The sequence below is a fragment of the Pantoea sp. GbtcB22 genome, from assembly GCF_019091025.1.
Lineage (GTDB): Bacteria > Pseudomonadota > Gammaproteobacteria > Enterobacterales > Enterobacteriaceae > Pantoea > Pantoea leporis.
Genome location: NZ_JAGXKB010000007.1, coordinates 111,970 through 123,784, shown reverse-complemented (window position 1 = coordinate 123,784; position 11,815 = coordinate 111,970). Strand labels below are relative to the sequence as shown.

8 protein-coding genes are annotated in these 11,815 nt (G+C 52.9%); 6 read left to right on the top strand and 2 right to left on the bottom strand.

Translation table 11 applies throughout. From position 1 onward, the window contains the following. Positions 1 to 44: 44 nt before the first annotated feature. The gene (locus KVT28_RS19495; protein ID WP_101762925.1) at positions 45 to 854 is read left to right on the top strand and encodes a 5'-nucleotidase, lipoprotein e(P4) family; all 810 of its coding nucleotides are present in this window, start codon (positions 45 to 47) and stop codon (positions 852 to 854) included. A 682-nt stretch (positions 855 to 1,536) separates the two neighbouring features. Beyond that, positions 1,537 to 3,012: a SulP family inorganic anion transporter gene (locus tag KVT28_RS19490; protein WP_217549732.1), complete on the top strand. Its 1,476-nt coding sequence runs from the start codon at positions 1,537 to 1,539 to the stop codon at positions 3,010 to 3,012. Between the two features lie 129 nt (positions 3,013 to 3,141). Here the strand turns inward: KVT28_RS19490 and KVT28_RS19485 are convergent, their stop codons facing one another. Continuing rightward, the gene (locus KVT28_RS19485; RefSeq protein ID WP_217549799.1) at positions 3,142 to 3,399 is read right to left on the bottom strand and encodes a hypothetical protein; all 258 of its coding nucleotides are present in this window, start codon (positions 3,397 to 3,399) and stop codon (positions 3,142 to 3,144) included. On the opposite strand from KVT28_RS19485, the gene KVT28_RS19480 reads away from it, so the two are divergent. Next, positions 3,307 to 4,731 (top strand): GGDEF domain-containing protein, encoded by a 1,425-nt coding sequence (locus tag KVT28_RS19480; protein ID WP_217549729.1) that lies wholly within the window; start codon positions 3,307 to 3,309, stop codon positions 4,729 to 4,731. The genes KVT28_RS19485 and KVT28_RS19480 overlap by 93 nt on opposite strands. Before the next feature lie 16 nt (positions 4,732 to 4,747). Here KVT28_RS19480 and ddlA read toward each other — a convergent pair whose 3' ends face one another. Continuing rightward, complete coding sequence (gene ddlA / locus KVT28_RS19475; RefSeq protein ID WP_217549727.1) at positions 4,748 to 5,842, bottom strand: D-alanine--D-alanine ligase; 1,095 nt, start codon at positions 5,840 to 5,842, stop codon at positions 4,748 to 4,750. A 266-nt stretch (positions 5,843 to 6,108) separates the two neighbouring features. Between ddlA and KVT28_RS19470 the strand changes: the two genes are divergently transcribed. From KVT28_RS19470 to KVT28_RS19460, 3 genes are read left to right on the top strand one after another with little or no spacing between them, the layout of a single operon-like run. Beyond that, positions 6,109 to 8,409 carry a type I secretion system permease/ATPase gene (locus KVT28_RS19470; RefSeq protein ID WP_110867372.1) on the top strand — a complete coding sequence of 767 codons (2,301 nt, stop codon included), beginning with the start codon at positions 6,109 to 6,111 and terminating at the stop codon, positions 8,407 to 8,409. Beyond that, a complete protein-coding gene (locus KVT28_RS19465) occupies positions 8,406 to 9,647 on the top strand; it encodes an HlyD family type I secretion periplasmic adaptor subunit (RefSeq protein ID WP_137386563.1) in 1,242 nt (413 codons plus the stop codon). The genes KVT28_RS19470 and KVT28_RS19465 overlap by 4 nt, the downstream gene beginning before the upstream one ends. Positions 9,648 to 9,652: 5 nt before the next feature. Next, the gene (locus tag KVT28_RS19460) at positions 9,653 to 11,536 is read left to right on the top strand and encodes a TolC family protein (protein ID WP_217549726.1); all 1,884 of its coding nucleotides are present in this window, start codon (positions 9,653 to 9,655) and stop codon (positions 11,534 to 11,536) included. Positions 11,537 to 11,815: the final 279 nt, after the last annotated feature.

The window sequence follows — 11,815 nt, the reverse complement described above, 5'->3', positions numbered from 1 at the left end:
TGTAGCTTTACAAAAACTGACCCTAATCACTTAAGGATGAAATGATGAAGAAAACCACCTTGCTGGCGGCATCCGGCTTAATGGCGCTGGCATTAACCGGTTGTGCGCAGCCTTCTAAACAGCAGGCTCAGCAGCAGCTCGGCCAGCAATCGGTGCTGGCAGTAAACTGGTTCCAGCAATCCGGCGAATATCAGGCATTGAGTTGGCAGGCATTTAACAGCGCGCGCATGGCCTTCGATCAGGCGCCATCGCTGGCGGGTAAACCGAAAGCGGTTATCGTCGATTTAGATGAAACGATGATTGATAACAGCGCCTACAGCGCGTGGCAGGCGAAAAACGGCCAGCCCTTCTCGGGTAAAACCTGGTCAGCGTGGACGCAGGCGCGTCAGGCAACGGCCGTTCCGGGCGCAGTGGAGTTTGCCAACTACGTCAACAGCCACGGCGGCACTATGTTCTATATCTCCAACCGCGACCAAAAAGATTTTGCCGCAACGGTTGAGAACCTGAATAAGCTGGGCTTCAGCGGCGTGAGCGAGAAGACGGTGCGCTTGAGTACCGGTAATTCTAACAAGCAAGAGCGCTTCGACGCAGTTAAGAATGCCGGTTACAACGTGGTGCTGTATGTGGGCGACAACTTGAATGACTTTGGCGGTTCAACCTGGCATCAGGGAAATGCGCAGCGTCAGCAGTTCGTTAGCCTTAATCATCAGCGTTTTGGCACCCAATTCATCGTGTTACCGAACCCGCTGTATGGCGACTGGGAAAGTGGCATGGCGGAAAACTACAACAAACTCACGCCTGAGCAGCAACTGCAGGTGCGTGAAGCGCGTATGAAAGCGTGGAACGGTAAATAATTCGTCAGGTAAAATAGCGTCTGCTTAGGCAGGCGCATTCATGTCCTTTTCAGGTCCATCAATATTTACATAACTCCGTAACTATTATTCCCCTCACTGTTTTCCTGATCTCTTACTAAATTCATGGCAACTGAATAGCGAAATATCTCGTCTTATTTGTTGAATGGCAGTGAATCGCACTAATCATAAATTTTTTAATTAGGAATTCTCCCAGCTCATAAGGATTAAATTATAGCGTCGCTAAAATGGCATATAATTTTTGCGTGTATTGTTTTGTAATTGCACCGAAAATATCACATTTAAAATCGCTCTTATTTAATTGTTAATAATACTTTTTATCGAGCCTGCTCATCATTCCGCTCCTTGCATAAACTTACCTGATTCATACGTTTATTGAAGTTTGGTTTACAAAAAGATTCGTTTTGCCGACGTCAGAAATATTCATGATGCAAGGTAATGCTTAAGCGTCTATAAACTATTTTTGTGAGGAAGTTCTGCTTTCATCCTCAATGGTTCTCCATAGCCGCGTTTAATGACGTCGCTATCTGCCTGAAAGCGATCTTTTTAAATGTTGAGAGAAGATTATTGTGATGACCCTGAAACCCTTATTAGTGATAAATCGTACTCTGGCTTTGCGGCGCCGCGCGCGGTTAATTCAGCTATCTGCAGAGGAATCAATGCCATGAATTTAAGCACGCTTCGTCAGGATATTCCGGCTGGTTTGGTGGTGTTTCTGGTCGCGCTGCCGCTCTGTCTTGGCATCGCGCAGGCGAGTGGATTGCCGCCCTTTGCGGGTCTGCTCACCGGCGTGATTGGTGGGTTGCTGGTGACTGCGCTGAGCCCCTCGCGTTTTGCGGTTAGTGGTCCGGCGGCGGGATTGGTAACGATTGTGGTCGCGTCGATCGCCACGCTAGGCAGCTTTTCCGCCTTTCTCACCGCGCTGATTCTGGCGGGTGCGTTGCAGTGCCTGTTTGGCTTACTGCGTGCAGGACGTTTTATCGCCTTAGTACCGAGCAGCGTGATTAAAGGTATGCTGGCGGCGATTGGTATTTTACTGATTATGCAGCAAATTCCGGTAGCATTCGGCGCGGCGGGCGATGTTGAGCTGTTGTCGCTGGTAAACGGGGAATTTCATTTTTCCAGCAGCGCGATGCTGGTTGCTGGCGTGGGATTGGCTATTTTATGGCTGTGGACCACGCCGCTGATCAAGTCAGTTAAAGTGCTGAGCTGGATGCCCGGTCCGCTGGTAGCGGTGCTGGTAGGCTGTGCGGCGACGGTGTTTGGCGATCGCCTGTTTCCAGCGTTAGCTGATGGCTTGCCGCGTATCGTGCTGCCCGCGTTCGACAGCATGTCGGCGCTGGTGGCTGAACTGGAAACGCCAGACTGGCAAGCGTGGCAGAATCCTGCAGTGTGGATGGTGGCGATCACGCTGGCGCTGGTCGCGAGCCTTGAAACGCTGCTCAGCCAGGAAGCGCTGAAGAAACTGCGTCCGCAACATCCTGCACCTTCACCCAACAAAGAGATGTTTGCGCAGGGCATTGGTAACCTGACCGCCGGTTTCCTTGGCGCGATGCCGATTACTGCAGTGATTGTGCGCAGTTCGGTGAACGTCAGCGTTGGCGCGCAAACCAAACTGTCGATTCTGATTCATGGTGTGCTGCTGTTAATCTGCGGCCTGTGGTTCAGTAATCTGCTTAACGCGATTCCCCTTGCCAGCCTTGCGGCGGTGCTGCTTTATACCGGCTATAAGCTGGCCACGCCGCGCCTGTTCATTGAGCAGATGCGCATGGGACCGCAGCAATATGTGCCATTCCTTGCCACTATCGGCGGCATTATTGTGTTTGGCATGCTGGCCGGCATCGGAATTGGCATCGCTACGCAAATCCTCTACAGCATCTATAAAAGCCATCGCAACGCCTTGCAGCTTACGCGACATGACGATCACTACGTTTTACGCCTGCAGCAAAATCTGACCTTTATGCACAATCCAAAGCTGCAGGGATTGCTGGCGGAGATCCCGGAAAACAGCGTGGTGATTGCTGAGCACGGCAATGCCCAATATATGGATCCCGACGTTAAAGCGGTGCTAAAAGACTTTGGTGAAAACGCACGCCAACGTGGCATTCGTCTGAGTCAATGGCCTGTTGCGGTGAAATAGCCATAAGTCTGTGCTGGAACAACCGTTTTAAAACTAAAAAATCGGATATCTCGGATAGCCGATTTTTTTATTTACAGGGCATAATTGCCAAAAGCTTTATCCTTTGTCTCTGGCGTTTCTACAATGCCATTAGGCGCGACGCTGTTTTTTATGGCAGGTGAGCGCCGCCCAGCCGCAGAGTAGGATGACGAACACTTGCTTAATTACCGAATCATCGCACGGGTATTTCCGGTTTAATGCTTGCTGATGCTTAGGGTTGATGCCGGCACTTTCCAGGTTACAGGGTTCAGACGTATGCGCGTTATGCTGTTTGAAGAGAATAATTTTAAAAAGAATGCCCTCACGCTGTTCTTCATTACGCTGTTTTTCTGCTTTATCGGCAGCCATTTACGCATCCCCGAAGAGTTCTCACTATTCTGGCCGGTGAATGCGCTGGTGGCGGGATTAATAGTGAGGAATCCGTTTTTACACACTACCTCCAGCTATCTGGTGTGCTTCAGTGCGATGATTTTTAACGACACGGTATTTTCCGGCTGGGCGCTGCCAGCGTTTACCGTCAATTTTGCCAACATTCTGTTTATTCTCGTCGCGGTCAGCATGCTGATCAAACATCTGCAACGTCCTTCCGCCCACAGCCAGGTGTTCAATGCCATGCGCATTTTTCCCGCCTGTTTTCTTGGCGCGGCGGCTTGTGCAACCTGGGGCGCGTGGGCACAGGATATTGATTTCAATGCGCGCTTTATTGTGGCGTGGAGCGACTGGTTCAGCGAACAGTTCTCTACTTCGCTGATGCTGCTGCCGGTGATGCTGGCACGCCCGTTGCGAACGGTTTCACCGCACACCTTGCTGCATCCCGGCAAACTGCTGCCGCTGGCGGCGGTGATTCTATCGCTGACTGTTGGGGCACTAATTGGCGGGGCCGGTAGCCTGACATTCCCGGTTCCTGCGCTGATCTGGTGCGCCATTGTGTTACCGATTCCATTGACTAGTTTAGTGATCCTGATAACCGGTATCACGGAGATTGTGCTGGTGTCGCATGGTGTTATGAACATCCAGGGTGACGATGCACTGCTGCCGATTAGCCATCTCACCTCGGCACGGCTTGGCGTCGCCACCGTTGCGCTCAGCCCGCTGCTGGTGGCGGTGAGCATGGATGCCATTCGCCAATTAAATCATCGGCTTGCACTTCGCGCTAATTTTGATTTTCTCACCCAACTGCTGTCCCGCTCCGGCCTGTATGAAAGCTTGAGAAATGAACCTTTCTCGCTACAACGGGAAGCAGGCGTTATTATGCTTGATGTCGACTATTTCAAAGCCATTAACGACAATTTTGGCCACGATGCCGGTGATTGCGTGCTGGAAGAGATTGCGCGGCGCATTCAGCGCGTGGTTGGCAATAGTGGCATGGTGTGTCGCTTTGGTGGCGAAGAGTTTGTGATGGTGATGTTCGATTGTAGCCATAGCCAGCTTTACCAACTCGCCGAAACGGTACGTCAGGCGATGGTCAAAGAGAAGTTCTGGATTCAGGGCAACACGGTGACGGTAACTGCCAGTTTAGGTCTGGCGCGCGGCAGTGCGCAGAATGAACGTGAATGGCCAAGCGTGATCAATCGCTTAGTGTCAGCGGCGGATAAGAATCTTTATCTTTCCAAACGCAATGGCCGTAATCAAACCTCACCGGCGATGGAGCCGCGCAGCATGATGAATGACGTGGCCTGAGCCACGTCATGGCGATTCAAACGCTACTTTTCAGTTGGCTGGTTTGCTGGTGACGCTGCTGAGCCAGCTCAATCAGACGGGAAATCAAATCGCTGTAGCTCAAACCCGCTGCCTGCCATAACTTCGGATACATGCTGATATTGGTAAAACCTGGCAAAGTATTCACTTCATTGACAATGATCTCGCCGCTTTCCGTCAGGAACACGTCAACACGCGCCATGCCAAAACACTCCAGCGCCTGAAACGCAGTAATTGCCACCTGACGAATCGCCTCGCTGGCTTCATCGCTGATTGCCGCTGGCACCACCACTTGCGCACCGCTTTCGCTGATGTATTTGGTGTCGTATGAGTAGAAGGCATCATGCACCACCACTTCGCCGCACGGGCTGGCTTCTGGCGCATCGTTGCCCAGCACGGCACATTCAATCTCGCGGCCCTTAATCCCTTGCTCGATCAAGACTTTGCGATCAAACGTAAAGGCGAGATCCAGCGCGGCAACGAACGCTTCAGGGCTGTCGACTTTGCTCACGCCAACGGACGATCCCTGGTTAGCCGGTTTAATAAACAGCGGCAGGCCAAAGCGTGCAATCACGGCCTCAGCATCAATGTTCGCTCGCTGTGCCTGCGTCACGCTCAGCCAGGGGGCAACGTTCAGTCCGGCATCACGCAGCAGCCGCTTGGTAAAATCTTTGTCCATGCTGACGGCAGACCCGAGCACGTCAGAGCCGACAAACGGCAGATTCGCCATACGCAATAAGCCCTGTAGCGAGCCATCTTCACCCAGCGTGCCGTGCACGATGGGGAAAATGACTTCCAGCTGTGACAAAGGCTGCGCTTGCTGACGGGTAATCAGCTGCTGGGAAGAACTGCCCGGAACCAGCGCGACATTTTCACCTGAACGATTAAGCGCAATCAGCTTCGGGTTCTCTGCGTTGAGCAAGAATCCCGAAGCATCATTGAGATGCCATTCACCCTGTTTATCAATTCCCAGCAACACCACCTCGTACTTGCTCTTATCGATGGCTTCGAGGATGTTTTTGGCTGATTGTAATGACACTTCATGCTCGGCCGATTTGCCGCCAAACACGATCCCTACGCGCTGTTTTACCATTGCTATTTGTCCGATTGCGATAAAGCGAGCCAGTAAGATAACACGCCCAGGACGAGCATCAACAGCCTTGCATTTTTCTGCGCCAGGCAGTGCAAAAAGCCCGCCTCCGTGCCTGCAATCACGACTTTAAACAATTATTCCTAACCGTTTGAGACAAGTCTTGGACTGCTCAAAACCTGCCTTCTGTCAGAATTTTCCCAATTCAAACAGGTGCAACGGTGGGCAATGTGCTCACCGTTTTTTGTCAGGTTTACAGGAGTCGGGAAATGGTCGACCAGAAGCAGGATGCTGTGGAGCAGGATGCGCGTTCTGTTGCTCGTATTGAAACCACGGTAGATGACACGCTGTTAAAAAGCGTGGCTTGGATCTGCAAACACTACAAACGCGAGAAAAGTGAAGAAGCGCTGGTGGCAGGTTTGCCAAAAGCGACATTGCTCTCACCATCACAGGCCATGACAGCGCTCGAAAACGCCGGCATTACCGGCGGCATGGTTGAGCGTCGTCTGCAGGATCTGCCGGAGCAGTTGATGCCGATGATTCTGCTGCGCAAAGGGGGCGGCGGTTGCATTGTGCTGTCGCGCCGCATTCACACTAATGAGGAAAATCAACGCGAATTGCGCTTCCAACTGGTGATGCCAGAAGTCAGCGCTTCAGCCGTTGAGATGAATCTGGCCGAGCTCAATGAGATCTACGCGGGCTTCGCCGTCATGGCGAAACCCACTGCTGTGGTCGATGAGCGCGCCAGTGAAATGCTGCCGGAAGTCAAAGGCCATTGGCTGTTCACCACACTGTGGCGCTATCGCCGCTATTACCGCAGTGCCGCGATTGCGGCGGTATTGATCAACGTTCTCGGTCTTTCCAGCATCTTCTTCACCATGAACGTCTATGACCGTGTGGTGCCGAACCAGGCATTCGTGACGCTGTGGTCACTGGCGATTGGCGTGACCATTGCGATGATCTTCGAAGCCGTTACCCGCTTCGTACGCGCGCATCTGCTGGATATGGCGGGTAAAAAGGCCGATTTAGTGCTCGGCAGTATGCTGTTCCGTCAGGCACTTTCTATCCAGATGGAACACAAACCCGCTTCCTCCGGTACCTTCGCCAACCAGATTCGTGAGTATGAATCGGTACGTGACTTCGTGGCATCTGCCACGCTGGCGGCGATTTCCGATCTTCCTTTCATTCTGATGTTTGTGGGTGTGATCTTCTTTATCAGCGGTCCGCTGGCGATCATTCCACTGATGATGATCCCATTGATCATCATCGTCAGTGCCGCGATCCAGTGGCCGCTGGCGCGCATTATGAAAGAGAACTTGCGTGACGCCTCACTCAAACAAGGCGTGCTGATTGAATCAGTTGAAGGTATGGAAACGCTGAAAGCAGTGGGCGGTGAAGCACACATGCAGCGTCGCTGGGAAAACTTCAGCGCACTGCAATCCGCTAACTCGATGAAATCAAAACGCTACTCAACGCTGGCAACCGGCGTGGTGACGTTCCTGCAGCAGTTTCAGACGGTGATGTTGGTGGTGGCCGGTGTTTATCTGATCAATGAAGGCACGTTCACCATGGGTGCGATGATCGCCACCGTGATGCTTGCCAGCCGCGCGACTGGCCCGCTCGGTCAGGTTATTGGCCTGGCTGTACGTTATCAGCAGGCAAAAGCGGCGCTAACGTCACTCAACAAGCTGATGGAGATGCCTATTGATCGTGACAGCAGCAAAACCTATCTCACCGATCCGCCGTTGAGTGGTGAGATCACGCTGACCAACGTCAACTTCTCCTATCCGGCACCGCCAATGAAGCCCAACCCGGAAATCCTCAAAGATATCTCGTTGAGCATTAAAGCCGGGGAACGCGTCGCGATTCTTGGCCGCATCGGTAGCGGTAAATCCACCTTATTACGTGTGATGGCGCGCCTTTACCAACCGGTGAAAGGTCAGCTTTCGGCCGATGGTCTGGATGTTAACCAGATTGATCCGGCGGACTGGCGCAAGGCTGTTGGCTTTGTCGGTCAAGATGCGCGTCTGTTCTACGGCACGCTGCGCGAAAACGTAATGATTGGGCGCCCGGACGCCACCGCCAATGAGCTGCTGCGCGTGCTAAATCTGACCGGTTTGGACCACGTTGCGGCACGCCATCCAAGTGGTATCAATTTAACGGTTGGCGAGGGCGGCGAAGGCTTGTCTGGCGGTCAGCGTCAGCTGGTTTCTCTGGCGCGAACGCTGCTCACCCGTCCTAAAGTGCTGCTGATGGATGAGCCAACCAGCGCCATGGATAGCATGACGGAAAACCAATTCCTCGCGCATTTACGTCGCGCCAGTGAAGGACACACGCTGATTGTGGTGACGCATCGTCCATCCATTCTGGCATTGGTCGATCGCATCATCGTGGTGGAAGAAGGCAAAGTGGTGGCGGATGGCCCGAAAGATCAGGTGCTTGCCGCTTTAGAAGGAAAAAATAAAGCCCGCAAACAGCCGCGTCAGGCGGTTGAACCGGCGGTACGTGCGCCAGCTCCCGCTAACGATTCAGCGCCGAAGCAAGCAGCAGCAGAGGAGGCCGCAGTATGAGCAAGTTAATGTCATGGCGTAAGAGCGAGAAAGGTATGTCTGCTGCTGATGCCGAATTTATGAATGACGTGCAGGCTTCTCTGCTGTCGCAAACCACGCCGGGTTCCAAGCTAGTGATGTGGATCATCATTGCGGTGTTAGTTGGTGGCCTTACCTGGGCCAATTACGCACGAGTCGAAGAGATCACTAAAGGCGATGGCAAGGTCATCTCACGCAGCCGTGAGCAGGTTATTCAAAGCCTGGAAGGCGGCATTCTGGCAGAGATGAATGTGCGTGAAGGTACGGTTGTAGATCGCGGTGATGTGCTACTGAAAATTGACCCAACGCGTGCGCAATCCAGCTATCGCGAAGTACTGAGTAAAGTGGTGGGTCTGAAGGGCAGCATTGCACGCTTACGTGCTGAAGCTTATTCATTGCCACTGGCGTTTGATGAGCAGGTACAGAGCGATCCCGCCGTTGTGGCGCAGGAAACTAAAGCTTATGAATCGCGCAAACGTGCGCTAAGTGACAGCATCAACTCATTGCAACGCAGTTACGCACTTTCGATGCGCGAGATTCATCTGGCTGAGCCGTTAGCGGCCAAAGGTCTCTTGTCGGAAGTCGAACTACTGCGTATGCAGCGTCAGGCCAATGACATTCAGGCGCAAATCGTCGAACGTCGTAACCGCTATCAATCAGATGCCCACACTGAGCTGGGACGCCTGGAATTAGAACTGAGCCAGGTTAGCGAAAACCTGATTGGCCGTGCCGATATTGTTGATCGCACCACGATCGTCGCACCGGTGCGTGGCACGGTGAAAAACGTACGCGTTAACACCATTGGCGGGGTTATTCAGCCGGGTGAGCACATCCTTGAAATCGTTCCGCTGGAAGAGCAGTTGCTGGTGGAGGGGAAAATCCGTCCGTCGGATGTCGCCTTCCTGCGTCCAGGCTTACCGGCCAAGGTGAAAATCACCGCCTATGACTTTGCCATTTACGGCGGGCTTGATGGGCACGTGGAGTATATCAGTCCGGATACCTTAAAAGACGATCAAAAAGCCGCCAGTGGACGCCCGGATGATACCTACTATCGCGTACTGATCCTGACGGATAAAAGCACGCTGCACGCAGGTAACAAAGATCTGCCTATCATTCCCGGCATGATCGCTACCGTCGAGGTGCGCACGGGTGAGAAAACCATTCTCGATTACCTGCTGAAGCCGGTCCTGAAAGCTAAAGAAGCATTCCGCGAGCGTTAATAATCATGAAAAATAATAACAAGATGCGCCATGCACAGGCGCGTCATCTCTCTCTGCTTGCCGTTTGTATTGCCGTTGTGATGGCGCCAGCGGTCAACGTGATGGCGGATTCCACCAGTGAGTTGATGATGTTTGCGGAAATGAGCGGCCAGCGTCCTGTCGCTCCTGCGGCAGCGCCGGTGCGAACGCAACGTTTGCAAGGTTCAATGGCGCCTGCATCTGCTCCAACGACACCTGCGGCAAAGGTTGTGCAACCAACGTTCACTGCGCCCGCGCCGCTGTTTGTTGAAAGACAGATACCGGAGGTCGCGATTACTCCACGAGTTCAGCCGCCAGTTGCGCCAATCGTACCGGCCCCAATAGCAGAAGCGCCGCACCAGCGCGAAGCCGCCGAACGTCCTGCACAGATCAGCGCGAAAACCAGCCAGCATGCTGAAATTCAGGGCGGAGGTTTCCTGACGGAGGATCAGCGTCGACCTGAACCACAGCCGTTTAACCCGATGCAACCGTCGCGAAATGTGGGTCAGCAGCAGGCGGCAGCAACGAAAACCTATGCTCCAGCTGAAAGCGCTAAGGCAGATTTTAGTTATGTTAGCCCTCCAGCAGCGACTACAGCGGCAGAAACGACTTCACCCGTTACGTTAAGCGGCGGAGTTAATGAAACAGTTGCCGAGAGTGAAATACGGCAAAAGTTTCTCTCAGCTGCGCGTATCACCTGGCGAATCAGCCCGGCGCTGAAGTCCTATATTGCTCAGGGTGATGCGGCTGAAGCCAGCGTGGATGAAGCGAAAGGTCAGCGCTGGCCACAAGTTGATGTAAGCGCCGCTTCGGCAACCAAAGAGTTTGGTGGTGGAACTAAAAATTATGAATACCAAGGGAATATGCCGTCTTTAGGTGTTTCAGTAGCGACTAATCTAATCGACTTTGGCCAAACCAGTCGCACCATTGAAAGTCGCGAAGAGCGCGTTAAGTCAGCCTTACAGTCGGTGCAGGCACAGCGAGAAGATTTGGCGATGCAGGTAAGTAACGCCTTGATTGAGTGGAATAAACAGCAGCACGTCATCGCCATCAGTAAACAGTATTTGGCGCGTATGGCGGAGCTGACCAAAATGCTCAGCGGTATTGTTCAGTCAGATACTGGACGTCGCAGTGAACTGACGCAGGCAAAAGGGCGCTTACTGCAAGCGCAAAGCTACCTGGAAAATGCCGAGTCTCGCGCGCGGGATGTTGAAATTACTCTGAATCGCCTGATGGGCAACAACCGCGTGACGTTACCAGCCAGCGATAAGTGGGCGCTTTCCTTTGGTGATTTAAACCGCCAACTGACGAGTTTGGATGCCCATCCTCTGATCTTGCGCGCCAGCGCTGAGGAGCGAGCAGCCTTTAAAGAGGCGGAGGCAATCAAAGCTTCTGGCCTGCCAAAGCTCAACTGGACGGTAAGCAAAAACACCCGTGAAGATCAGCTCGGACGCCAACAGGCATGGCAAACCGGCCTGAACGTTAGCTGGGGCTTATTCCGCGGCGGTTCAACCAACGCCCAGGAAATTGCGGCGATTAAACGTGCCGAAGCGAGTCGTCAGCAAGTGCAGGAGCAACGCCGCGATCTGGAAAATCGTGTGCGTGCTGCCAACCAGAATGCACACTCAACAGCGGAACGCGCCGTGCTGTATAAAAACCTGATTGTGGAATCCGATCGGATTCGTAAGGACTTCTTTGATCAGTGGTATCACTTAGGCCGCCGTTCATTGCTGGATGTATTGAGCGCAGAAAGCGATCTGTACAACAACCAGGTCAGTGAAGTCAGCAACCGTTTCGATAGCTATGCCGCCATTATCAGCGGATATGCTAACTCGGGCACGCTAAGTCGTTGGCTAACGACGGGGCGATAACAATTCCATACACCCGCTTCGGCGGGTTTTTTGTTTTAACCCAACGTAAACGAACGGGCTATTTGAGTTGGCAATGCTGCGTAAGTCACTTTAGAATCGCGGCGAATTTTTACCCAAGAGGAGAACGGCATTGGACACAAGTCCCAAACGATTACAGCAGGACCTCGCGGTAAGATAGCCTTCACGCTGTCTTAACTGCGCGTTAAGACGGTGAATTTCCTTCCAGAATCACCCCTTTTCATAAGCACAATGCGGCTGGTTCCCAGCGGTATTCGCACT

What these genes read in the sequence shown, in the direction of transcription:
- KVT28_RS19495 (WP_101762925.1), top strand. Translation starts at nt 45, where the DNA reads ATGAAGAAAACCACCTTGCTGGCGGCATCCGGCTTAATGGCGCTGGCA.
- KVT28_RS19490 (WP_217549732.1), top strand. Translation starts at nt 1,537, where the DNA reads ATGAATTTAAGCACGCTTCGTCAGGATATTCCGGCTGGTTTGGTGGTG.
- KVT28_RS19480 (WP_217549729.1), top strand. Translation starts at nt 3,307, where the DNA reads ATGCGCGTTATGCTGTTTGAAGAGAATAATTTTAAAAAGAATGCCCTC.
- KVT28_RS19485 (WP_217549799.1), bottom strand. Translation starts at nt 3,399, where the DNA reads ATGGCTGCCGATAAAGCAGAAAAACAGCGTAATGAAGAACAGCGTGAG.
- ddlA (WP_217549727.1), bottom strand. Translation starts at nt 5,842, where the DNA reads ATGGTAAAACAGCGCGTAGGGATCGTGTTTGGCGGCAAATCGGCCGAG.
- KVT28_RS19470 (WP_110867372.1), top strand. Translation starts at nt 6,109, where the DNA reads ATGGTCGACCAGAAGCAGGATGCTGTGGAGCAGGATGCGCGTTCTGTT.
- KVT28_RS19465 (WP_137386563.1), top strand. Translation starts at nt 8,406, where the DNA reads ATGAGCAAGTTAATGTCATGGCGTAAGAGCGAGAAAGGTATGTCTGCT.
- KVT28_RS19460 (WP_217549726.1), top strand. Translation starts at nt 9,653, where the DNA reads ATGAAAAATAATAACAAGATGCGCCATGCACAGGCGCGTCATCTCTCT.